Raw genomic sequence first — 23,057 nt, 5'->3', positions numbered from 1 at the left:
GACACAGATACTCTGACTGCTACCAACGGGTACAGATATCTAAACGGGAGGCGCCATGACAGCCGACTACACCGACCTGCAGCTCCTGCACGAGCTCGAGCCGGTCGTCGAGCAGCTCGTCGACCGCCACATGAGCATGCGGAAAGACTGGAACCCGCATGACTACATCCCCTGGAAAGAGGGCAAGAACTACTACGCCCTCGGCGGCCAGGATTGGGATCCGGACCAGGCCAAGCTCTCCGAGGTCGCCCAGACCGCAATGGTCCAGAACCTGCTGACCGAGGACAACCTGCCGTCCTACCACCGCGAGATCGCGATGAACATGGGCATGGACGGCGCCTGGGGCTACTGGGTGAACCGGTGGACCGCCGAGGAGAACCGCCACGGCATCGCCCTGCGCGACTACCTCGTCGTCACCCGTAACTGCGATCCGGTCGAGCTCGAGGAACTGCGCGTCGAGCAGGTCACCCGTGGCTTCTCGCCCGGCCAGAACCTGCAGGGCGACCTGTTCGCCGAGAGCCTGTTCGACTCGGTCATGTACGTCTCGTTCCAGGAGCTGGCCACCCGCGTCTCGCACCGCAACACCGGCAAGGCCTGCAACGAGCCCGTCGCCGACCAGCTGCTGCAGCGCATTTCCGGCGACGAGAACCTGCACATGATCTTCTACCGCGATGTCTCGGCCGCCGGCCTGGACATCAACCCGAACCAGGCGATGGCCTCGCTGCACCGAATCGTGGAGAACTTCAAGATGCCCGGGTACACCGTGCCCGACTTCCGCCGCAAGGCCGTCATCATCGCCGTCGGTGGCGTCTACGACCCGCGCATTCACCTCGACGACGTCCTCATGCCTGTACTCAAGAAATGGCGCATCTTCGAGCGTGAGGACTTCACCGGCGAAGGCGCGCGACTGCGCGACGACCTGGGCCGGATCATCAACGAGCTCGAGGACACCTGCGCGAAGTTCGAGGTGGCCAAGCAGCGTCGCCTGGAGCGCGAGCGCAAGGTCGCCGAGAAGAAGGCGATGAAGAACCTTCTGGTGTCGACATCAGCGTCCTGAGCCCCCACCGAGACGAGGCGGCGACGCCTTCGGCCCGATCCCTACGGATCGGGCCGATCTCGTTGCGCTCCCCGGTCGTCCTCGCGCCCATGGCGGGTGTGACGAACGTCGCTTTCCGCACCTTGTGTCGCGAGCAGGAGCTGGCCCGGGTGGGCACGGTGAGCGGCCTGTACGTCTGTGAGATGGTCACCGCGCGGGCGCTGGTCGAGCGGAACGCCGCGACCATGCACATGACGACGTTCGCGCCCGAGGAATCGCCCCGCTCCCTGCAGCTCTATACCGTCGACCCCGCCACCACGTACGCTGCGGCCAAGATGATCGTCGACGAGAACATGGCCGACCACATCGACATGAACTTCGGCTGCCCGGTGCCCAAGGTCACCCGCCGCGGTGGCGGCTCGGCGCTGCCCTACAAGCGCAAGTTGTTCGGCCAGATCGTCGCCGCCGCCGTGCGCGCCACCGAAAACACTGATATTCCGGTCACCGTGAAGTTCCGGGTCGGGATCGACGACGCCCACCACACCCACCTCGATGCCGGCCGCATCGCCGCCGAGGAGGGTGCGGCAGCCGTCGCACTGCATGCCCGTACCGCTGCGCAGCGCTACTCCGGCTCGGCCGACTGGGACCAGATCGCCGCGCTGAAGGCCCATGTCACCAGCGTTCCGGTGCTCGGCAACGGCGATATCTTCGACGCCGACGACGCACTGCGGATGATGGCCGAGACAGGATGCGACGGCGTCGTCATCGGCCGTGGCTGCCTGGGCCGGCCGTGGCTGTTCGCCGAACTGTCGGCGGCCTTCAACGGGCAGCCTCGTCCCACCCCGCCTACCCTCGGCGAGATCGCGAACATCATCCGCCGTCACGGTCAGTTGCTCGCCGATCACTTCGGCGAGGACAAAGGCATGCGCGACATCCGCAAGCACGTCGCCTGGTACCTGCACGGCCTGCCCGCCGGCGCCGACCTGCGCCGCGCGCTGGCCCTGGTGAAAACCCTGGCCGAGCTGGACGAACTCCTCAAGCAACTGGATTCGGACGTACCGTTCCCGGATTGCGCAGAGGGCCCGCGGGGCCGGCAGGGGTCGCCGGGTTCCGTAGTACTGCCCGAAGGTTGGCTCGACGATCCCGACGACTGCACGGTGCCGTTCGGCGCCGACATGGTCAACTCCGGCGGGTAAGCGTGAGCGACCGCGACCGGACCACCCCCGGCGAGGGTGACGGCGATGCTGCCGGCGACAACCCCCGGGTAACGCGCACGACGCGAGCCTCGGGCTCGGTTCGGGCGCCGTGGGAACGGGCCGGTCTGCAGGGACAAGCCGAGGACGAGGTCACCGGCAGCCACGGTGGTGGTGGCGTCACGGTCGCTGAACTCATCGCCCGCCTCTCGGGCGGCTCGGTGCCGCCGGCCCGGGCCATCGAGGCATCCGCGCTACCGAAGGCCGCTTCGCAACCCAAGGCCCCGGAGTCGCAGCGACCCACACCGCCGCCGCCGGTACGCCCGCCGCGCCCCGAGCCGACGCCCGAGCCCGTCAGCCCACCGACTGCCCCGACTTCCGGAGAACGGGCGCGGACCACCCGGCGTTGGCCCGAATCCGAGCCCGTCACAGAGGTTTTCGGCACGCCGCTGGTGCCGCTGGACGAGCCGGCGTCGCCACCCGAGCGGCCGCGCGCCGTCGTGCGCACCGACGTGCGGAATTACATCGACAACCCTGAGCGCCCGACGCATGCCGATGCGCCGCCACCCGTCGATCACCACACCCGCCATCGGTTCGCGATAGCGGGTCGCATCGTCGTCGCGCTGGCCGCCGTCATCGCGCTGTCGGCAACCGGCGCCGCCTGGCAGTGGCAGAACGTCAAGAACAACAACATGAACAAGGTGTCGGCGCTCGATCTCAACTCCCGCGACATCATCGACCCCAACGCGCAGTTCGGCGACGAGAACTTCCTGATCGTCGGCGTGGACAGCCGCTACGGCCAGAACGCGGACATGGGCGCCGGTACCAGCGCAGACGCGGGCGGCACGCGCTCGGACACCATCATGCTGGTGAACATCCCGGCCAGCCGCAAACGCGTGGTGGCCGTGTCTTTTCCCCGCGACCTTGCCATCAAGCCGACGCAGTGCGAAGCCTGGGACCCGAAGACCGGCAGCTACGGCCCCCTCTATGACGAAGACACGAAAAGCTATGGCCCCGACCAGGTTTACACCGAGACCAAACTGAACTCGGCGTACGCCTTCGGCGGCCCCAAGTGCCTGGTCAAGGTGATTCAGAAGCTTTCCGGCCTGTCGATAAACCGGTTCATGGCAGTCGATTTCGCCGGTTTCTCGAAACTCGTCGACGCCGTCGGCGGCGTCGAGGTCTGCAGCACCACGCCGCTCGAGGACTACGAGCTGGGCACCGTGCTGGAACATTCCGGCCGGCAGATCATCGATGGTCACACCGCATTGCAGTACGTCCGGGCCCGCCAGGTCACCACCGAGGTCAACGGCGACTACGGCCGGATCAAGCGCCAGCAGATGTTCCTGTCCTCATTGCTGCGGTCGATGATCTCCAAGGACACGTTCTTCGACCTCGGCAAGCTCAACAACGTCGTCAACCTCTTCATCGACGACTCGACTGTCGACAACATCACCACGAAGGACCTGGTGCAACTGGGCCAGTCCATCCAGGGCGTCAGCGCCGGCCGCGTCACGTTCGTCACGGTGCCCACCGGGGTCACCGACTCCGAAGGCAACGAACCGCCCCGCGTCCAGGACATGCGCGCGCTGTTCGACGCGATCATCAACGATGACCCGCTGCCCGAGGAGCACAACGCCGACAACACCCCGGTTCCCGCTACCTCGGCCACGCCGAGCCCGGCCCTGTCGGACGGTGAACAGGTGAACACCACGACGACCGACCCGAGCCAGGTAACGGTCCGGGTGTCCAACTCGACCGGCCAGGACGGCCTGGCCGCGACCGCGACCAAGGAGCTCGAGCAGCACGGCTTCACCGTCACCTCCCCGGACGATTACCAGGGCCAGGTGACGGGAACGACGGTGTTCTTCTCCGCGGGACAGGAACAAGCCGCCGCGACGGTCGCGTCATCATTGCCGAACGCCCACGTCGAGAGGGTTTCCGGCCTGGGGGACGTGGTGCGGGTGGTGCTCGGGACCGATTTCACCACGGTCGGAACCCCGGCATCCAGTGGCTCAGCAGCACAGATGCGAGTGACCCACGGCAGCCTGTCTGGCGAGCCCACCAAGCTGCCCGAGGACCTCAGCGTCACCAATGCGGCCGACACCACCTGCAAATAGCACCTGACCTATCCCATTCACCGGCCGTTCATTGCCAGATCACGGCATGGCCAGGGGCCAGAAAGTAGTCTGGAGCGCATGCGTACCGCGTACCACGAGCAACTTGAGGGCCTGACCAACCGCCTTGGCGAAATGTGCGGACTGGCAGGTGTTGCCATGGAGCGCGCGACCCAGGCCCTGCTGCAGGCTGACCTGGTGCTGGCCGAGCAGGTCATTTCGGACCACGAGCAGATCGCCAGCCTGAGCGCACAGGCGGAAGAGCAGGCCTTCGTCCTGCTGGCGCTGCAGTCGCCCGTCGCCGGCGACCTGCGGTCCGTCGTCGGCTCCATCCAGATCGTCGCCGATGTCGACCGCATGGGCGCGCTGGCGCTGCACGTCGCCAAGATCGCCCGCCGTCGGCACCCGCAGCACGCGCTGCCCGAAGAGGTCAACGGTTACTTCGCCGAAATGGGCCGCCTGGCAGTCGAATTGGGCAACACCGCACAGGAGGTGCTGCTCACCCAGGACCCCGAGCGTGCCGCCCGGATCCAGGAAGAAGACGACGCGATGGATGACCTGCACCGTCATCTGTTCAGCGTGATGATGGACCGGGAGTGGAAGCACGGCGTGACCGCCGCGGTCGACGTGACGCTGCTCAGCCGCTTCTACGAGCGCTTCGCCGACCACGCCGTCGAGGTCGCCCGCCGGGTGATCTTCCAGGTCACAGGCCGCTACTCCGACGACGACGACCTGCCGACCATCCACTAGGGCCGCTCGGCAGGCACCAGGCGCACGCCGTCCCGGCCGGCAGCCAGCAGGTCCTGCAGCATCTTCGCCAACACCGACAGTTCCGCGGCGGTATAGCGCGACAGGAAGTCGTGCCTGCCGGCATCCATCTCGTCGTGCATGCGTTGGTGCACGGCGATCAGGAAGTCCCCGTCCGCGGTGGGGCTCAGCTGCAGCTCTTTGCGGTTGCCGGGCACGGGTGACCTGGTGACCAGACCGGCGTCGACGAGGCGCTGCACGTGCTTGGACACCGTGCCCTTGAGCTGGCCGGCGCGGGCGGCCAGGCCCACGACGCTGATCGGTCCGTCGGCGAGCACCGCCAACAGATGCAGGCTGAGCGTGGGCAGCTCACGCAGGGTGCGTTCCAGCCGCGGTGGGCAGTGTTCGGCAAGGTAGTCACGCTCGGCATCGCTCTCGTCGCTGTCGAACTTGTCCCCTATCGCACCGACCAGTGCACCGATCTCGGTGATCAGCGCCGACTTGGTTTTCATGGAAACCATCTTGCCATTCGGCGGCAGTGCGCCATATAGTTTCCGACGAAACTATTATCCATCCGAGGAGCGCAGATGAAGGCAGCGGTCGTGCACGAGTGGGGCCAGCAGCCCCGGTACCTGGATTTCCCCGAGCCCCAGCCGCGCGACGGCGCCGTCATCGCCGCCGTGGAGGCGTCCGCCCTGACCAACCTCAGTCGCATGGTGATCATGGGAAAGCACTACAGCAGCAAAGAGATTCAGCTGCCCGCCATCGCCGGCGTGGACGGCATCGCCCGCCTCGACGACGGCACCCGGATGTACACCGGATCGCTGGCCCCGTACGGGCTGATGGCCGAGCGCACCCTCGTCGTCCCGAGCAGCGCCGTCCCGGTGCCCGAGCACGTCGACTCGGTGACCGCCGCCGCCGTGCCCAATCCCGGCATGTCCGCATGGATGACGCTGGACTACGCCGCCCAGACCAAACCCGGCGACCACGTACTGATCCTCGGTGCCACCGGCGTCACGGGGTCACTGGCAGTGCAGTTGGCCAAGTTCGTCTTCGGCGCAGGCCGCGTCGTGGTCGCGGGCCGCAACCCCGAGCGGCTGGAGTGGCTGCGCACCGTCGGAGCCGATGACGTGATCCGGCTCGGGACGGACGATCTCACCGAAAGCGTTGTTGCGGGGCACTCTGCGCGGCCGTTCGACGCCGTCATCGACTACCTGTGGGGCACGTCCGCACAGCAGACGCTGGCCGCCCTGGCCGCCGCGCATTCCTCGACCCACTTCCATGCCACGCGGTTCATCCAGGTCGGATCGATGACCGGCGAGAGCATCAGCATCGACGCGGCGACGTTGCGCAGCACGGGAATTACGCTCCAGGGCGTGGGGATTGGCAGCGTGCCACCCGAGGCCATGCGGCGAGCGCGCACCGAAGGTCTGCCCCGGTTGTTCGCCATGCTCGATGCCGGTGAACTGCAGCTGACGACCGTCGCCCGCCCGCTCGCCGACATCGAAAACGCCTGGGCGGCAAAGGAACCCTCGGGCACCCGCGTCGTCATCACGCCGTAACGGGGCGGCGACGTCCTCACCCGCAGATCGACGGCGCGAGCCGGTAACCAGCCCCCCGGATCGTACGAATGAACTCGCCGTGTTCGGGGTCGCTTCCCAGCTTGCGGCGTAGCCGCTTGACATGCACCGCAACGGTATTGGTGTCCGAAGGATGGCCCCATACCGCGTGACTGATCTCCTCGCTGCTGGCGACTCTGCCACGCTGCTCGATGAGATATGCCAACAGCTCGAGTTCCCGGTGGGTGAGCTGCACGTCACGGCCCCGGACCTGGGTCTCGTAGCCGTGCCGGTCGACGCGGATCGGCCCGGCGATCAGCATCGCCGCCTCAGGTCCCGCGGTCAACGCGAAACGTGCGATGGCGGCGATGTCGTAGGGGCGTGCGACGACGGCCGAGGCGCCCGCAGCCAGAATCGGGCGGGTCACGTCGTCTTCACCGGGTGCGGCACCCACCAGAATGGGCAGTTCAGAAGCCGTGCGGATCGCGGAGGTGATGCTGGTGGCGTCGACAGTCGCGGTGCGGCTGGCGATCACCAACACATCGGGAACGCCGGCACCAACCGCCAACAGCGTCTCGGCGCCGTCGCGGCACCACAGGGTGGCGATCCCTGCCCGAGCGGCGTCATCCATGAGACCGCCCGCGATCGCCGAGTCGCCTTCGCACAGCACAAGGCTGCCGCGCGGCGCGCCCAGTGCCGCACGGTGTGTGCCCGGTGCCATCGGCGCGTTCCTTCGCCGCACCTCGATGGTCAACGCGTGCCGCCCACCCTTCCTATGGTGCCGGCGCTGCTCGCCCCCGGCCGTTGAGCAGCCCCGTGGGAGCTAGCCGAACCGCCCGGAAATGTAATCCTCGGTCGCTTTCTGACCCGGATTGGAGAACATCTTCTCGGTGTCGTCGATCTCGACCAGCCGACCCGGCTTGCCGGTGGCTTCCAAGTTGAAGAATGCCGTCTGGTCACTGACCCGGGCAGCCTGCTGCATGTTGTGGGTCACGATCACGATGGTGTAGTCCTGCTTGAGCTCAGCCACCAGGTCCTCGATGGCCAGCGTCGAGATGGGGTCCAGCGCCGAGCACGGCTCGTCCATCAACAGCACGTCGGGCTGGACCGCGATCGCCCGCGCGATGCACAACCGCTGTTGCTGACCACCGGACAAGCCCATTCCTGGCTTGTCGAGACGGTCTTTGACCTCGTTCCACAGGTTGGCACCTTTGAGCGAGCGTTCCACGACCTCGTCGAGGGTCTTCTTGTTACGCACGCCCTGCAGCTTCAGTCCCGCCACCACATTGTCGCGAATTGACATGGTGGGGAACGGGTTCGGCCGCTGGAACACCATGCCGATGGTGCGGCGCACGCCCACCGGGTCGACACCGGCGGCGTAGATGTCCTCGCCGTCGAGGAGCACCGAGCCCTGCACACGGGCCCCCGGGGTGACTTCGTGCATGCGATTCAGCGATCGCAGCACCGTGGATTTTCCACATCCCGAAGGACCGATGAACGCGGTCACGCTACGGGGCGGCACCGACAGCGAGACGTCGGCGACGGCGTGAAAAGCACCGTAGTAGATGTTGACGTCTTTGAGGTCGATACGTTTGGCCATGACGAAAGTTCCTGTCGATTCAGCGTTTGCGAGTGAGCAGCCGGGTCGCGGCCGCGGCGGCCAGGATCAGAATGGCGACCACGATGATCAGGGTGAGGGCGGCGCCCCACACCCGCAGCTGCCCGGCAGGCTGCGGGTTGACCAGCTCGGTGTAGATCAACAACGGCAGCGACGCCATGTTGCCGTCGAACACATCGAAGTTGATCGAGCGGGCGTAGCCGACAAGCACCAGCACCGGTGCCGTCTCGCCGATGATGCGGGCGATCGAGAGCAACACGCCGGTGATGATGCCGGGAAGGGCCGTCGGCACCACGATGCGAACGATGGTCTTCCACTTCGGAATTCCCAAGGCGTAGCTGGCTTCCCGGAGGTCGTTGGGCACCAGCTTGAGCATCTCCTCGGTGGATCGGACCACCACCGGCAGCATCAACAGCACCAGGGCCAAGGAGACCGCGAACGCGCTCTGGGTGAAGCCCAGCGTGGTGATCCACAAGCTGAAGATGAACAGCGCGGCCACGATCGACGGCACGCCGGCGAGCACATCCACCATGAAGGTCGCGGTGCGGGCCAGCCGGCCACCTCCGTACTCGACGAGGAAGACCGCGGCCATCACCCCGAGCGGGATCGCCAGTACCGCAGCGATACTCGCCTGGACGACGGTGCCGTACAGCGCGTGGTACACGCCGCCGGCGAACTCTTCGGGAAGCACGCCCTGCAATGACCGGGTCCACCAGGTGGAGCTGATGATCGCGCGCCAGCCGCGTTCGATGACGATGTACAGGACCCAGGCCAGCGGAATCAGCGCGATCCCGAACGCCGTGACCACCAGCGTCGTGGCCAGCGTGTTCTTGATGCGCCGGCTCAGCGCGGTCGGGTGGAACGCGGGGCTTTTGATCGGCTCGTCCAATGTGGCGACATTCATCTCAGTTCACCTTCGATCCGGCGATGGCACGTGCCGTCGCGTTGACCGCGAAGGTCAGCGCGAACAGGACGAAGCCTGCGGCAATGTAGGCGCCGGTGGGCAGCGGGGAGCTGAATTCGGCTGCGGCCGAGGCAATTTTGGAGGCGAAGGTGTATCCGCCGTCGAACAGCGACCAGTGCCCTGCCTTGGCCGCCGAGCGAAGGATGATCAGTACTGCGACAGTTTCGCCGAGCGCACGCCCAAGGCCCAGCATGGACGCGGCGATCACGCCGCTACGGCCGAACGGCAGCACGGTCATGCGCACCACTTCCCACTTCGTCGCGCCGAGCGCTTGAGCGGCTTCGATGTGCGGAATCGGCGTCTGGCGGAACACTTCCCGGCTGACCGAGGTGATGATCGGCAGAATCATCACCGCCAGCACGATGCCGGCGGTGAAGATCGTGCCGCCACCGACCAGCGACACATTGCCCTCTTTGAACAGGAACAACCAGCCCAGGTGCTGGTTGAGGAACTCAGCCAAAGGAGAGATCTGAGGCGCCAGCACAAAGATGCCCCACAAACCGAAGACGATCGAAGGGACCGCGGCCAGTAGGTCCACCGCGATGCCGAACGCCCGGGCCAGCCGGCCCGGGGCGTACTGCGTCAGAAACAACGCGATACCGATGGCCACCGGTACCGCCAATGTGAGCGCAAACCCGGCGCTGAGCACGGTGACCATGAACAAGTCGGCGATACCGAACGCGAGGTGGTCGCCGTCAGATGTGAGGAACCGACTGCTCGTGAAGAAATTGTCGTGGTTTGCCATCAGGGATGGCACGGCCTGCACGAGCAGGAACACCGCGATCAGCGCGATCGCGATGACGATCGTCGCCCCCGCGGCGAACGCGATCGCCTTGAAAATCCGGTCGCCGAGCGCGCCGTTGCTGGTCCGTTTCAGGGTGACCGTCGGAGGGGACGAAGTCGGATCAGACATCCTTGGATTGTCCCCCTGTGCGGGTGCCGCCGTCGACGACGGCACCCGCGGGGTTCCCGAGATATCGGGTTGTAAGGCCATGTGAACTCAAATCAGGAGATCGCGTTGACGGCGGTCGTCAACTTCGACTGGAAGTCGGCCGGGATCGGGATGTATCCGTTGCTGTCCAGCCCCTTCTGACCACCGGTGATGGTGGACTGCAGGAACGCCTTGACGGCCTTGCCCGTATCGGCGTCGGCGTACTTCGAGCACACGATCTCGTAGGTGGCCAACACGATCGGGTAGGAACCGGCCTGCGTCGGCTTGTAGAACGTGGCGGTGTCGAGCACCAGGTCGTTGCCCTGGCCCTTCACCTTGGCGCCCGCGATGGTCTTTCCGACCGAGTCGGTGGTGATGTCGACGGGCTCCGGGCCTGCCGAGGTGACGATCTTGGCGGTGGTCAGGCCCTGGGCCTTGGCGAAGGACCACTCGTTGTAGGTGATCGAACCGGGCGTGCTCTTGATGGCGGCGGAGGTGCCCTCGTTGCCCTTGGCGCCTTCACCGACGCCGCCGGCAAACGACTTGCCCGCGCCCTTGCCCCAGGCGCCGTCAGAGGCCGCGTCCAGGTACTTCTGGAAGTTGTCGGTGGTGCCCGACTCGTCGCTGCGGAAGACCACGTGGATCGGGTCGGCGGGCAGGTTGACGCCGTTGTTCAGGGCGGCGATGGCCGGGTCGTTCCAGGTCTTGACGGTGCCGTTGAAGATCTTGGCCGCGGTCGGGCCATCGAGAGCCAGCGAGGTCACGCCGGGCACGTTGTAGGTGACGGCGATCGGGCCGAACACGACCGGCAGGTTCCAGGCATCTGAGCCGCAACGCGCCTTGGCCTTGTCGACCTCACCCTTCTTGGCGTTCAGCGGGGAGTCCGAACCACCGAAATCGGTCTGGTTGCCGACGAATTCGCTGACGCCGGCACCCGAACCGTTGGAGGTGTAGTTCAGGGTGTAGCCCGGGCAGGCCTGCTCGTAAGCGTTGACGAACCGCGTCATGGCGTTGGCCTGCGCAGACGAACCGCTGGCCTTGAGCGACTTCTTGCCACCGCAGGCAATGTTGGACGAACCGCCGTTGGCGCTCGAGCTGCCCGACGACGCGTTGTTGTCGCTGCCACAGGCAGACAGCGCCAGGGCGCCGGCGGCCACCAAGCTCACGGAGACACCAAATCGGTTGAGCTTCACAGAACTCCCTCACAGAGTCAGGGTGGCGACCGCATCGTTTGCGCCACCACGGTCAAAGAGCACGGAAGCAACGTTCCGTCGGCCGGATCAGTCACCGTCCGGGACCAAAACCTAAGCGCAGACCGTGAACGTCCGGCCCCGCCACTATGAACGGAAGATGAACCATCCTGGGAGCGCCGCCCGTCTCGGTATGGCACTCATCGTGACGAAACGAGTTAATCGAAAAGCGTTCGAGCCCATGCCACTCCCCGAATGCGAGCGGTGGCCGTCAGGCCTGTGCGTACGCGACGTCGGCGCTGTGCAGCTCGAACCCGAGACGTCGGTATGTCTTCACCGCCGCGGTGTTGTCTGCCTCGACATACAGCAGTACGGACCCGTCGGATCCCAGCCGCTCGGCCAGGTAGTGCAGACCGGCCAGCGTCAGCAACGCACCGAGCCCGCGGCCCTGTGCGTCGGGCCCCACGCCGACGACGTACACCTCGCCCAGCCCCGAGCCCGGGTGAATCTTCGTCCAGTGGAAGCCGAGCAACCGGTCCCCGTCCGCAGAGTCATATGCCAAGAAGAGCCCCGCCGGGTCGAACCACGACTCACCCCGGCGCTCGTCCACGTCCGCCTGAGTCCAGCCACCCTGCTCGGGGTGCCAATGGAACGCGGCGCTGTTGACGCGAAGCAGTTCGGCATCGACCTCGGGCCCTGGATAGGTCGTCAAGCGCACACCGGGCGCCGCGGACAACGGCGGCAGCGCGGACAACGAACGGCGCATCTGCCACAGCTCGCGCACCGCGGTCAGACCCAGCGCCGCAGCCGTGGCACGGGCGCCGTCGAGGTTGCCATGCGCCCAGATTCGGGTGTCCGGACCGCCGGCGGCCAGGCCGGTGCGGATCAGTTCGCTGCCGATCCCGCGGCGCCGCGCCGGGGCGGCGACGACAGCCTCGGCCATGTCCGGCGCGAGGTTCAGATATCCGGCCAACTCCCCGGAGTCATGGGCCAGCAGATGCCGGGTGCGGTCCAGCGGCAGTTCGCGCAACACCTGGTCGCCGACCGGGGCCACCCCGTCAGCGGCAGCCGCCGCCGATACGAGTTCGCGGATGGCCGTCTGATCGGCAGCACTCAGCGCGGTGTGCCAGGTCAGTTCCGTCACCGGGCGGGCTGGGTCTGGCGCGTGCCGTGCTCGACGTCACCGGAGTCGCCATCGTCCTCGTCGTCGATGTCGTCGACCGCCTCGGCGGCACCGTTGGTGCGGCCGCGTGCCGGCCGGACGGCCTTGTAACCGACGTTGCGCACAGTGCCGATCAGCGACTCGTAGTCGGGGCCCAACTTGGCGCGCAGGCGCCGGACGTGCACGTCGACGGTCCGCGTGCCGCCGAAGAAGTCGTAGCCCCACACTTCCTGGAGCAGCTGAGCACGGGTGAACACCCGGCCGGCATGCTGTGCCAGGTACTTCAGCAGCTCGAATTCCTTATAGGTCAGATCAAGTGGCTTGCCACGCAGTCGGGCGGTGTAGGTGCCCTCGTCGATGATGAGCTCACCCAGCGTGATCTTCCCGGCGCTCTGCTGGTCGGCGACGCCGTTGCGGCGTCCCACCAACAGTCGCAGCCGGGCGTCGATCTCAGCGGGCCCGGTGCCGGGCAGCAGGATTTCGTCGATGCCCCATTCGACGCTGACGGCCACCAGACCGCCTTCGTTGACCACAGCCACGACGGGCACGGACGCGCCAGTGCTGCCCAGCAGACGACAGAGTCCGCGGGCGGCCGCGAGATCGGTGCGCGCGTCGACGATCGCCACATCGGCGTTGCCGGCTTCCAGCAACGACGACACCTCAGTGGGTGCCGGCCGCACGCTGTGCGGTAGCAGCGCCAGCGCCGGGAGCACGGACTCCGGGTGCGGGTCGACGGTCAATAGCAGAAGATCCAACGGGTCCTCCAGTGCGTCCAGAGCCGTACCGGACGCTCCCCCGGCGACGACGCTGTCGCGGTTCGGTCCGATTCAACTCCGGAGAATCATGGCTGACACGTGGCCGTAACCGGCCAACGATCACCTAACGATAGCTTGCCACCTGCGATTTAGCGGCGTGGAACGGCCTGTCTCGGCGCTGCGCGGCGGGGCGTACGCCAGAATGTCCGGATGCGTAAGGTGCTGACACGGCTGCTGATCCCCGCAGCCGTACTGATCCTCGTGGTCGTCGGCACCGATTTCGGCTTCGCGATCTTCGCCGAATACCGGATGGCCCGCAGCGTCCGCACGGCCGCCCACCTGCACTTCGATCCGTGGGTCGCGATCCTCGGATTCCCGTTCGGAACCCAGGCCGCGCGTGGCCGCTACCAGCAGGTCGAGGTGAAGGCCGGAGGCGTGGCGCACCCGGTCGTGGGTAAGGCCTCGCTCGAAGCCACGTTGTACGACATGGTCGCGTCGCCCAAGTCCTGGCTGATCGGCCCCGACGCCAAGCTGACGTCGGCCAGGCTGGAGAGCCGCATCATCATCGACTCCACCCACGTCGGCCGCTTCATGAACATCAAGGACCTGCTCGTCGAGGCCCCGCCGAACGAGAGCGACAATGCGACCGGCGGCACCACCGAATCCGGCATCTCCGACAATCACGGCCTCGTGTTCACCGGGACCCCGACCGCCGCCGGCCTCGACAAGCGCGTCAGCGTCTCGGTGGACCTGTCCATCACCGGAGCAGACCACACCAATCTGGTGTTCACCGCCACCGAGGTGCTGACCGGTCCGGGCACCGCCGAAGAGCCGGTGCCCGACGACAAGAAGGCCGCGGTGTTTCGCGCTTTCTCCACCACGATGCCGGGCATGAAGCTGCCGTTCGGGCTGGCCCCGACCAGCGAGGGCGCCCGCGGCTCCGATGTCATCATCGAAGGCATCGCCTCGGGAGTAACCGTGCCCCTGGATGGGTTCAGACAGTCATGAACTCCACAGTTCTGGTGCTGACGGTCCTGGTCGCCGCCCTCGGGATCGCGTACATCATCGGCCGGCTGCTGACGCTGCGCGCCGGCTTGATGAAGGAAGTCCCGCCGGCCGAGCCGTCTACCGAAGCCGACAACTCCGATCTCGGTCTGTCCACCACCGGCCCGACCGTCGTACATTTCAGCGCAACGTGGTGCGGACCGTGCGCGGCCGTGCGCCGCGTGGTCGACCAGGTGTGTGACGACCTCGGCGTCGCGCACGTCGAACTCGACCTGGACGCCAATCCCGTTGCGGCCCGACGACTGTCGGTGCTCTCGCTGCCGACGACGTTCATCTTCGACGCTTCCGGGCAGCAGCGGTACCGCACCGCGGGCGTCCCGAAATCCGCTGATCTGCGCGAGGCCCTGCTACCGCTGTTGGCTTGACCACCCTGTTGTTGGGTAAGCTGTCGGCCGTGCTATCCCGCCTCGAGCTCCTGCTCACCAAGCGTCGCGCAGTTGATCTGTGCCGCGTTGCGGGTTGTTGCTGTTGTTGTTGTAGCTGCTGAGTAGCCGCGCCTTCGTTTCGTGTTGCGCTCCGAGCAGCTTTCCGCGGCGGGCCGCGAATCAGACTGTGCGGCCGCCTCCCCGTTACCAACAACAGGAGCTTTCCCATGTCAGACAATTCCATCGAAACCCCGCAGGTCGACGTGCGTGGACCCCGCTTCGCGGCCTGGGTCACCACCGGCGTGCTGATCGCTGCGCTGCTGGCATCGGCCGCGAGCCCACTCGTGGCCGCCGCGATTCTTGCCGCGCAGGCCGTGGTATTCGCAATCGGTGCGGTCGGCGGACCGCGCAAGCATCCGTACGGTCGCATCTTCGCCACCTTCGTCGCGCCGCGACTGGCGCCCGTGACCGAGAAGGAGCCGGTCGCACCGCTGAAGTTCGCGCAGCTCGTCGGACTACTGTTCGCGATCGCCGGGACCGTCGGCTTCGCCTCGGGCCTCACCGCGCTGGGCCTCGGCGCGACGGCCTTCGCGCTGATCGCCGCCTTCCTCAACGCCGCCTTCGGCATCTGCCTGGGCTGCCAGATCTACCCCCTGGTGTCGCGACTGCGCCGCACGGGTATCCCCGCCACCACGTGACCTGCTAGAGCTCAAAGCAACCGAAAGGAATTCGTACATGGCACGTTCCGACGTCCTGGTCTCGACCGAATGGGCCGAGAACAACCTCGACACCGCCGGCGTGGTGTTCGTCGAGGTCGACGAGAACACCAGCGCCTACGACGACGAGGGGCACATCCCCGGCGCCGTCAAGCTGGACTGGCGCGATGATCTGCAGGACTCGGTCAAGCGTGACTTCGTCGACCAGCAGCAGTTCTCGAAGCTGTTGTCCGACAAGGGCATCAGCAACGACGACACCGTCATCCTGTACGGCGGCAACAACAACTGGTTCGCGGCCTATGCCTACTGGTACTTCAAGCTGTACGGCCACGACGACGTCAAGCTGCTCGACGGCGGCCGCAAGCGCTGGGAGCTCGACGACCGCCCACTGGTGAAGGACGCCACCGTCCGCCCGGCCACGTCGTACGAGGCCAAGCCGATCGACAACACCATCCGTGCGTTCCGCGACGAGGTGATCGCCGCGATCAACACCAAGAACCTGGTCGACGTACGTTCGCCCGACGAGTTCTCCGGCAAGATTCTGGCTCCCGCGCACCTGCCGCAGGAGCAGAGCCAGCGTCCCGGCCACGTGCCGAGCGCCATCAACGTGCCGTGGAGCCGGGCCGCCAACGACGACGGCACCTTCAAGTCCGACGAGGAGCTGGCCAAGATCTACGCCGACGCCGGCCTCGACGGTGAGAAGGAGACCATCGCCTACTGCCGCATCGGTGAGCGCTCGTCGCACACCTGGTTCGTGCTGCAGGAATTGCTCGGCCACCGGAATGTAAAGAACTACGACGGCAGTTGGACCGAATACGGCTCCCTGGTGGGTGCCCCGATCGAGTTGGGAAACTGATATGTGCTCTGCACCCAAGCAAGGCCTGACGCTGCCGGCCAGCGTTGATCTGGAGAAGGAAACCGTCATCACCGGCCGCGTCGTCGACGGCTCGGGCCAGCCGGTCGGTGGCGCGTTCGTGCGGCTGCTGGACAACACCGACGAATTCACCGCCGAGGTCGTCGCGTCGGCCACCGGTGACTTCCGGTTCTTCGCCGCCCCCGGGACCTGGACGCTGCGGGCGCTGTCCAAGGTCGGCAACGGCGACGCAGTGGTCGCGCCGACCGGTGCCGGCATCCACGAGGTCGACGTCAAGGTCGCCTGATTCCATTTGCCGCGAGCGGCCGTGTTCGTACCCAGACACTCCATGTCCGGACGTACGAATGCGGCCGTTCGTCGCATCTGAGGGGCCGGTGCGGCGCACGTCACACCCGCAGCCCGAGTAATCTGTCTCTCCGTGGTTCTTTTCTTCGAGATCATGCTGGTCGCGGCCTCGCTGGCCATCACCTGGTTCGCGCTTTACGCGCTGTACCGGCTGATCACCGACGAGTCGTGACGTCCGCTCAGGACCCTCAGGGCCTCAGCGACGACAGCGCTGAGCTCGGCCTGCTGGCCGGTTCCGGTGACCGCGCCATCGCCGCGGCGGCCGATCGCGCCAAGGCCACCGCCGCCCGCAACGTGCCCGAGTTCGACGACCTGCCGCTGCCCGCGGATACCGCCAACCTGCGCGAAGGCGCGCATTTCAACGACGCCCTGCTGGCCCTGCTGCCGCTGGTCGGGGTCTGGCGCGGTGCGGGCGAAGGCCGCGACTCCGCCGGCGACTACCGGTTCGGACAGCAGATCATCGTGTCGCACAACGGCGGCGACTATCTCAACTGGGACGCCCGCTCGTGGCGGCTCGACGAGAACGGCGACTACGCCGGTCCGGGGCTGCGGGAGACCGGCTACTGGCGGTTCGTGAACGACCCCGACGATCCGCACGGACAGGACGAGTCACAGGCCATCGAGCTGCTGCTCGCACATTCGGCCGGCTACGTCGAGCTGTTCTACGGTTCCCCGCTGAACCAGGCCTCCTGGGAGCTGGCGACCGACGCCCTGGCCCGCAGCAAGTCCGGCGTCCTCGTCGGCGGCGCGAAGCGGCTGTACGGGATCATCGAGAACGGCGACCTGGCCTACGTCGAGGAGCGCGTCGACGCCGACGGCGGCCTGACTCCGCACCTCTCCGCGCGCCTGTCACGCTTCGTCGGCTGACGGGTCCCTTCCTTTCGTCGAGATGGACGACAAGGCTGCGATACCCCTCGGACCGCGACCGGTCATCGATCTCTGCGCCAGGTACTCACATTCGACGGCCGCTCCCAGACATGGAGCGGCCCCCGAGCCAAGGTTCCTGGTTGGACAGACCGGAAGGCTCGGGGGCCGGGTGACTGCGGGAATTCGCGAGTGCGCTCGGACGAATTACCCGGCGCTACTAGCGGGCAGCCACCTCACATGTCCACAAAGCAATCAATTTGTCGGACCACCTCCTTCCCTGTGTACGTGCGACCGTACTCCCGGGCGGGAGCCCCGACAATCGATTTTTCTCGGGCTCAGAACTGCCTGCCGATCAGGTCGGCCATCAACGTCTCGAAGGGCGAGGCCGCCAACGCCCACCCATCCAGGGTGTGCACCCGCGCCGCCAGGGTGATCGCCGACACCAGCCAAACCCCTTGCGCGGCAAGCAAATCGGAAACACTCACCGGGCGGTACACGCACTCGACACCCCGTGCCTCGGCGGCCGCGAACAGTGCGTGCTGGGTGGTCGACGGCAGGATCGACGACGCGTCCGGCGTCACCAGAACCGGGTTGCCATCGGTTCCCGAGACCGCCAGGACCACAGCGGACCGCGGTCCTTCGAGCACGGCGCCGGCCGCATCGACGAACACGGCGTCGCCGGCGCCGGCCCGTTCGGCGTGCCGCAGCGCCGCCACGTTCGCCGCGTACGACAGCGATTTGGCGGCGGCCATCAGCCAGTGCGGGCGCACCAGCGTCACGGCCGCGACGCCTTCCCGACGGGCGGCGGCGACGCGGTCCGGTACCGCCGAGACCATCGCGAAGGCCACGACGCCGTCGACCCCGCGGCCGAGCAGGAGACGCAGCACGGCCTCACCCTCAGGCCACTGGCCGACCGCGGCTGCTGCGGCTGCCCGCCACCGACCGGAATCGGGGCACGGTAGCCCGGCCAGGGCAGCCGAACCCACCAGGCGCGTCAGGTGCGCATCGAGCAGGACGACCACACCGCCCCGCACCAGCGCGGTCTCGAAGACGCCGTCACCCCGGGAGAACACGGGATCGTCCGCGCGAATAGACGCCCGGCAGCCGTCGACGGCGACGACGATCGGCGGCGGGGCGGTCATGGGCAGAAGGCTAGTCGGGGCACCACTGCCCGAGCGCGAACTAGGCTCGAAGGATGAGCGCCGTTCCCGCCCCTGAATCCGGACCCGACGCCGGCGCCGTCTGGCACTACGGCGACCCGCTCGGGGAGCAGCGGAGCGCAGCCGTCGACGCCATCGTTGTGGACCGCGGCCACCGCGCGACCATCGAGCTCACGGGCGATGACCGCCAAAGCTGGCTCCACACCATCTCCAGTCAGCACGTCAGCTCGCTGCCCGAGGGGTCCGTCGCGGCGAACCTGAGCCTGGACGGACAGGGCCGCGTCGAGGACCACTGGCTACAGACCGAACTCGGCGGCGTCACCACCCTGGACACCGAGTCGTGGCGCGGGCAGCCGCTCACCGACTTCCTGCGCAAGATGGTGTTCTGGTCCAAGGTCGAGGTGAACCCCGCCGACCTCACGGTGCTGTCGTTGCTCGGCCCTGCCGTCAACCAGCTGGACCTCCCGATCCCCGACGTCGAGTGGACGGCCGCGCCGCTGCCCGAAGGCGGTTTCGTGCGACGGGTCGGCCCACAGGAGGTCGATCTGGTGGTGCCGCGGGCCGACGCCCCGACGTGGCGCCGGCGGCTGCTGAACGCCGGCGTCCGGCCCGCCGGCCTCTGGGCCTACGAAGCCCTTCGGGTGGCGGCACTGCGGCCACGCCTCGGCCTCGACACCGACGAACGGACCATCCCGCATGAGGTGGGCTGGATCGGCGGTCCGGGCGTCGGCGCGGTGCATCTGGACAAGGGCTGCTACCGCGGCCAGGAGACCGTCGCGCGCGTCCACAATCTGGGCAAGCCGCCGCGCATGCTGGCCCTGGTGCATCTGGACGGCGGGGACGACCGTCCCGCGACGGGTGATCCGCTGCTGGCGGGCGGCCGGGCCATCGGCCGGGTGGGTACCGTCGCCGATCATGTAGACCTGGGCCCGATCGCGCTGGCGCTCCTCAAGCGCGGCGTACCCGCGGACACCGAGCTGACCACCGGTGGTGAATCCCAGGTGCCCGCCGCGATCGACGCCGACTCGCTGCCGGAAGCCGACAGGTCAGCAGGTGCGGGCCGAGCTGCGGTGGATCGGCTGCGCGGCGGCGCCCGGTAGGCACCCCGACGGTGTGTCATTTGTCATCGGTTTTCCCGCGCCACGCCTGAACCGCTGGCCCGATTCGCGCTCCGGACTCCCGGGAAGGGTGGCCTGCCAGCATGAGGCCGCCGGGCACGGTAAGCTAACGGCAGGACAATAAACACACTCAGATCGGAGCCGCCTGCACATCGGGCCGCTCCGTTATTGCGCGAGGGGGTCCCCCATGGGCCGCGGCCGGGCAAAGGCAAAGCAGACCAAGGTTGCTCGAGACCTTAAGTACAGCTCACCGCAGACCGATTTCGGTCGGTTGCAGCGAGAGCTCTCGAACGACTCCGTTGGTTACAGCACCAGTGCCATCGATAACGACCTGGACGACGACGACGCGGACAGCGGGCCCGCCGGTCGCTGGGTAGTACCCGAAGACGACTGGCGTCACTAAAGCCCAAAGGTGGCCCTGATACCTAACCCGTATCGATTGGCTGCTGGCCCAGCCCCGCGCGCGACCTGAAGGTCAGAAGCGCGGGTGCTGGCCCACCAACTCGGCGCGAACGCTGCTCTTGCCACCCTTGTTCACGGTGCCCAGGGTCCAGCAGTCCAAGTGCCGGGCGGTCAGAATCGCCAGTGCGCGGTCGGTGTCCTCCGGCGCGACGACGGCGACCATGCCGACACCCATGTTGAACGTCTTCTCCATTTCGGCACGCTCCACACGGCCGCGCTGAGCGATCATCTGGAACACCGGCGCCGGCGTCCAGGTACCGCGATCCATCTCGGCGGTCAGGCCGTGCGGGATGACGCGTTCCAGGTTCCCGGCCAGACCTCCGCCGGTGACGTGGCAGAAGGTGCGCACCTGGGTCTCCGCGGCCAGCGCCAGGCAGTCCTTGGCGTAGATCCGGGTCGGCTCCAGCAGCTCCTCACCGAGCGTGCGGCCGAACTCCTCGACGTGCCCGGACAGGCTCATGCGGTCGATCTCGAGTAGCACCCTGCGGGCCAGCGAGTAGCCGTTGGAGTGCAGACCGGTGGCGGCCATGGCGATGATCACGTCGCCGGGGCGAACGTTCTCGGGGCCCAGCAGATCGTCGGCTTCGACGACGCCGACGCCGGTGGCGGAGATGTCGTAGTGATCGGGTTCCATCAGGCCCGGGTGCTCTGCGGTCTCACCGCCCAGCAGCGCGCAGCCGGCCTGCACACAGCCTTCGGCGATGCCGGAGACGATCTCGGCCACCCGCTCGGGCACGGTGCGGCCCACGGCGATGTAGTCCTGCAGGAACAGCGGCTCGGCGCCGCAGACCACGAGGTCGTCGACGACCATCGCGACGAGGTCGATGCCGACGGTGTCGTGCTTGTCCATGGCCTGCGCCACAGCGAGCTTGGTGCCCACACCATCGGTCGACGAGGCCAGCAGTGGCTCGCGGTACCCGGCTTTCAGGCCGAACAGCCCGGCAAAACCTCCGAGGCCGCCCCGGACCTCGGGGCGGGTGGCCCGCTTCGCGTGGGGTTTGAACAATTCGACGGCGCGATCGCCTGCCTCGATGTCAACCCCCGCCGAAGCGTACGAGGCGCCAACCGATTCAGCTCGCTCATCCTGGCTAGTCATCGGCCCCAAGGCTACCGGTCGCACCCTCGCCGATGCACGTCGCGCCCACGATGGCGGTGCCATCAAGGGCTGACGGCGACCGTCCGGTCAGGGACGACGCAGGGCTGAGGCGTTGTCGTTGTCGGCGGTCAGCGGCAGGCCGGTGCGGGCCGCGGACGCCAGCATGTGCTCCACGACGTTCTTGCCGAGGGCGGCCTCGCCGGGAAGTTCGATCGGGTAGTCACCGTCGAAGCAGGCCGAGCACAGCCGGGTGGCGGGCTGCTCGGTGGCGGCGATCATGCCCTGCCGGCTGATGTAGCCCAGGGAGTCTGCGCCGATGGCGTGCCGGACCGCCTCGAGCATCTCGTCTTCGCTCGCCTCGGTGCTCTTGGCATTGGCGATCAACTCGGCCGGGGTGGCGAAGTCGATGCCGTAGAAGCACGGCCACTTCACCGGCGGCGAGGCGATGCGCACGTGCACCTCTACGGCGCCGGCCTCACGCAGCATGCGGACCAGGGCACGCTGGGTGTTGCCGCGGACGATCGAGTCGTCGACGACGATCAGCCGCTTGCCGCGGATGACTTCCTTCAGCGGGTTGAGCTTGAGCCGGATACCGAGCTGACGGATGGTCTGCGACGGCTGGATGAAGGTGCGCCCGACGTAGGCGTTCTTCATCAGGCCCTGCCCGAACGGGATGCCGGAGCCCTGCGCGTAGCCGACGGCGGCGGGCACACCCGATTCGGGCACCCCGATGACCAGGTCGGCGTCGACGGGCTTCTCCTGCGCCAGGCGGCGGCCGATCTCGACGCGGGCAGCGTGCACGGAGCGGCCGGCGATGGTGCTGTCCGGGCGGGCCAGGTAGACGTACTCGAAGACACAGCTCTTCGGCTCGGGGTTGGCGAACCGGGTGGAGCGCACGCCGTCGGCGTCGATGGCCAGCAGCTCACCGGGCTCGATGTCGCGGACGAACGAGGCGCCGACGATGTCGAGGGCGGCGGTCTCCGAGGCGACGACCCAGCCGCGGTCCAGCCGGCCGAGGGACAGCGGACGCACGCCGTGCGGGTCGCGCGCGGCGTACAGGGTGTTCTCGTCCATGAAGGTCAGGCAGAACGCCCCACGGACCTGCGGTAGCAGTTCCAGAGCGGATTGCTCCAAGGACGAGTCGGCGGCGCCGTGCGCGAGCAGCGCGCCCAGGATGTCCGAGTCGGTGGTGGCGGCGACGTGGCCACGCGCGTTGATCAGGCCGGCTTCGCGGGCCCGGGCCGCCAACTCGGCGGTGTTGACCAGGTTGCCGTTGTGGCCCAGCGCGACGCCGGTGCCGGCGGCGGTGTTGCGGAACACCGGCTGCGCGTTCTCCCACGTGGTGGAGCCGGTGGTGGAGTAGCGGCAGTGGCCGACGGCGACGTGGCCGTGCATGGCGGCCAGGGTCTGCTCGTCGAATACCTGGCTGACCAGACCGAGATCCTTGAAAACCAGAATCTGGGAGCCGTCAGCGACGGCGATGCCTGCCGCTTCCTGCCCTCTGTGCTGCAGCGCATAGAGGCCGTAATAAGTGAGTTTTGCGACATCCTCGCCAGGGGCCCAGACCCCGAATACGCCGCATTCCTCGCGTGGCTCGTTCTCGGTCTGTTCGGTCACGATAGGGCTGCTCCCGGGGAGGCGGTTGGTGACACGGACGAGTCTACGGTCCAGGTGGGTGCGAAACGGAATCGAATGGCGTGTCCGGTAGCGCGTTGCG

25 protein-coding genes are annotated in these 23,057 nt (G+C 67.4%); 14 read left to right on the top strand and 11 right to left on the bottom strand.

The features are described 5' to 3' along the window. Nucleotides 1-55: 55 nt before the first annotated feature. The 4 genes from G6N59_RS19550 to phoU all read left to right on the top strand — a co-directional run bounded on the left by G6N59_RS19550 (nt 56) and on the right by phoU (nt 5,096). The gene (locus G6N59_RS19550) at nt 56-1,057 is read left to right on the top strand and encodes an acyl-ACP desaturase (protein ID WP_138228494.1); all 1,002 of its coding nucleotides are present in this window, start codon (nt 56-58) and stop codon (nt 1,055-1,057) included. Continuing rightward, complete coding sequence (gene dusB / locus G6N59_RS19545; protein ID WP_179970372.1) at nt 1,054-2,232, top strand: tRNA dihydrouridine synthase DusB; 1,179 nt, start codon at nt 1,054-1,056, stop codon at nt 2,230-2,232. Before G6N59_RS19550 ends, dusB begins: the two co-directional genes overlap by 4 nt. A gap of 2 nt (nt 2,233-2,234) precedes the next feature. Then, complete coding sequence (locus G6N59_RS19540; RefSeq protein WP_138228492.1) at nt 2,235-4,349, top strand: LCP family protein; 2,115 nt, start codon at nt 2,235-2,237, stop codon at nt 4,347-4,349. A 78-nt stretch (nt 4,350-4,427) separates the two neighbouring features. Continuing rightward, the gene (gene phoU / locus G6N59_RS19535; RefSeq protein WP_138228491.1) at nt 4,428-5,096 is read left to right on the top strand and encodes a phosphate signaling complex protein PhoU; all 669 of its coding nucleotides are present in this window, start codon (nt 4,428-4,430) and stop codon (nt 5,094-5,096) included. Here the strand turns inward: phoU and G6N59_RS19530 are convergent. Further along, nucleotides 5,093-5,605, bottom strand: a complete 513-nt coding sequence (locus tag G6N59_RS19530) for a MarR family winged helix-turn-helix transcriptional regulator (protein ID WP_163911506.1) — start codon at nt 5,603-5,605, stop codon at nt 5,093-5,095. The two genes, phoU and G6N59_RS19530, sit on opposite strands and share 4 nt — an antisense overlap. Before the next feature lie 75 nt (nt 5,606-5,680). On the opposite strand from G6N59_RS19530, the gene G6N59_RS19525 reads away from it, so the two are divergent. Beyond that, nucleotides 5,681-6,655: a quinone oxidoreductase family protein gene (locus G6N59_RS19525; RefSeq protein ID WP_138228489.1), complete on the top strand. Its 975-nt coding sequence runs from the start codon at nt 5,681-5,683 to the stop codon at nt 6,653-6,655. Nucleotides 6,656-6,671: 16 nt separating this feature from the next. Here G6N59_RS19525 and G6N59_RS19520 read toward each other — a convergent pair whose 3' ends face one another. The 7 genes from G6N59_RS19520 to G6N59_RS19490 form a co-directional block, all read right to left on the bottom strand. Next, nucleotides 6,672-7,406 (bottom strand): winged helix-turn-helix transcriptional regulator, encoded by a 735-nt coding sequence (locus G6N59_RS19520; RefSeq protein WP_407665727.1) that lies wholly within the window; start codon nt 7,404-7,406, stop codon nt 6,672-6,674. 69 nt (nt 7,407-7,475) lie between these two features. After that, on the bottom strand, nt 7,476-8,252 hold the full coding sequence (gene pstB, locus G6N59_RS19515) for a phosphate ABC transporter ATP-binding protein PstB (protein ID WP_138228487.1): 777 nt from the start codon (nt 8,250-8,252) through the stop codon (nt 7,476-7,478). 19 nt (nt 8,253-8,271) lie between these two features. Further along, a complete protein-coding gene (gene pstA / locus G6N59_RS19510) occupies nt 8,272-9,174 on the bottom strand; it encodes a phosphate ABC transporter permease PstA (protein WP_138228486.1) in 903 nt (300 codons plus the stop codon). Between the two features lies 1 nt (nt 9,175). Then, nucleotides 9,176-10,147, bottom strand: a complete 972-nt coding sequence (gene pstC, locus G6N59_RS19505; RefSeq protein WP_163911503.1) for a phosphate ABC transporter permease subunit PstC — start codon at nt 10,145-10,147, stop codon at nt 9,176-9,178. Between the two features lie 92 nt (nt 10,148-10,239). Continuing rightward, entirely contained in the window at nt 10,240-11,358 is a 1,119-nt protein-coding gene (gene pstS, locus G6N59_RS19500; RefSeq protein ID WP_138228484.1) for a phosphate ABC transporter substrate-binding protein PstS, read from the bottom strand. 268 nt (nt 11,359-11,626) lie between these two features. After that, a complete protein-coding gene (mshD, locus tag G6N59_RS19495) occupies nt 11,627-12,499 on the bottom strand; it encodes a mycothiol synthase (protein ID WP_138228483.1) in 873 nt (290 codons plus the stop codon). Continuing rightward, nucleotides 12,496-13,272 carry a winged helix-turn-helix transcriptional regulator gene (locus G6N59_RS19490; RefSeq protein WP_138228482.1) on the bottom strand — a complete coding sequence of 259 codons (777 nt, stop codon included), beginning with the start codon at nt 13,270-13,272 and terminating at the stop codon, nt 12,496-12,498. Before G6N59_RS19490 ends, mshD begins: the two co-directional genes overlap by 4 nt. Nucleotides 13,273-13,482: 210 nt before the next feature. Between G6N59_RS19490 and lmeA the strand changes: the two genes are divergently transcribed. The 7 genes from lmeA to G6N59_RS19460 all read left to right on the top strand — a co-directional run bounded on the left by lmeA (nt 13,483) and on the right by G6N59_RS19460 (nt 17,504). Next, complete coding sequence (gene lmeA, locus G6N59_RS19485) at nt 13,483-14,280, top strand: mannan chain length control protein LmeA (protein WP_138228481.1); 798 nt, start codon at nt 13,483-13,485, stop codon at nt 14,278-14,280. After that, a complete protein-coding gene (locus G6N59_RS19480; protein ID WP_138228480.1) occupies nt 14,277-14,702 on the top strand; it encodes a thioredoxin family protein in 426 nt (141 codons plus the stop codon). Before lmeA ends, G6N59_RS19480 begins: the two co-directional genes overlap by 4 nt. A gap of 29 nt (nt 14,703-14,731) precedes the next feature. Further along, entirely contained in the window at nt 14,732-14,824 is a 93-nt protein-coding gene (locus tag G6N59_RS31900) for an Ms5788A family Cys-rich leader peptide (protein ID WP_407665897.1), read from the top strand. A 105-nt stretch (nt 14,825-14,929) separates the two neighbouring features. Further along, the gene (locus G6N59_RS19475) at nt 14,930-15,400 is read left to right on the top strand and encodes a DUF4395 domain-containing protein (RefSeq protein ID WP_138228479.1); all 471 of its coding nucleotides are present in this window, start codon (nt 14,930-14,932) and stop codon (nt 15,398-15,400) included. A gap of 37 nt (nt 15,401-15,437) precedes the next feature. Beyond that, nucleotides 15,438-16,274 (top strand): sulfurtransferase, encoded by an 837-nt coding sequence (locus G6N59_RS19470; protein ID WP_138228478.1) that lies wholly within the window; start codon nt 15,438-15,440, stop codon nt 16,272-16,274. Nucleotide 16,275: 1 nt separating this feature from the next. Continuing rightward, entirely contained in the window at nt 16,276-16,578 is a 303-nt protein-coding gene (locus G6N59_RS19465; protein WP_138228477.1) for a DUF1416 domain-containing protein, read from the top strand. Nucleotides 16,579-16,859: 281 nt separating this feature from the next. Further along, nucleotides 16,860-17,504, top strand: coding sequence for a heme-binding beta-barrel domain-containing protein (locus G6N59_RS19460; protein WP_138228618.1), 645 nt, complete (start codon nt 16,860-16,862; stop codon nt 17,502-17,504). Between the two features lie 335 nt (nt 17,505-17,839). Here the strand turns inward: G6N59_RS19460 and G6N59_RS19455 are convergent, their stop codons facing one another. Beyond that, nucleotides 17,840-18,646 carry an aminodeoxychorismate lyase gene (locus tag G6N59_RS19455; protein ID WP_138228475.1) on the bottom strand — a complete coding sequence of 269 codons (807 nt, stop codon included), beginning with the start codon at nt 18,644-18,646 and terminating at the stop codon, nt 17,840-17,842. A 53-nt stretch (nt 18,647-18,699) separates the two neighbouring features. On the opposite strand from G6N59_RS19455, the gene ygfZ reads away from it, so the two are divergent. Together ygfZ and G6N59_RS19445 are read left to right on the top strand one after the other, a co-directional pair. Further along, on the top strand, nt 18,700-19,764 hold the full coding sequence (gene ygfZ / locus G6N59_RS19450) for a CAF17-like 4Fe-4S cluster assembly/insertion protein YgfZ (RefSeq protein WP_138228474.1): 1,065 nt from the start codon (nt 18,700-18,702) through the stop codon (nt 19,762-19,764). 205 nt (nt 19,765-19,969) lie between these two features. Further along, nucleotides 19,970-20,185: a DUF3073 domain-containing protein gene (locus tag G6N59_RS19445; RefSeq protein ID WP_138228473.1), complete on the top strand. Its 216-nt coding sequence runs from the start codon at nt 19,970-19,972 to the stop codon at nt 20,183-20,185. A 72-nt stretch (nt 20,186-20,257) separates the two neighbouring features. On the opposite strand, the gene purM is transcribed toward G6N59_RS19445, so the two are convergent. Together purM and purF are read right to left on the bottom strand one after the other, a co-directional pair. Beyond that, on the bottom strand, nt 20,258-21,340 hold the full coding sequence (purM, locus tag G6N59_RS19440) for a phosphoribosylformylglycinamidine cyclo-ligase (RefSeq protein ID WP_138228472.1): 1,083 nt from the start codon (nt 21,338-21,340) through the stop codon (nt 20,258-20,260). Between the two features lie 87 nt (nt 21,341-21,427). Beyond that, the gene (gene purF, locus G6N59_RS19435; protein WP_138228617.1) at nt 21,428-22,960 is read right to left on the bottom strand and encodes an amidophosphoribosyltransferase; all 1,533 of its coding nucleotides are present in this window, start codon (nt 22,958-22,960) and stop codon (nt 21,428-21,430) included. Between the last annotated feature and the right edge of the window lie 97 nt (nt 22,961-23,057).

Origin of the sequence: Mycolicibacterium aubagnense (genome assembly GCF_010730955.1) — a bacterium.
GTDB lineage: Bacteria > Actinomycetota > Actinomycetes > Mycobacteriales > Mycobacteriaceae > Mycobacterium > Mycobacterium aubagnense.
The sequence above is the reverse complement of the archived record's forward strand: the minus strand, read 5'-3'. Positions and strand labels throughout refer to the sequence as shown.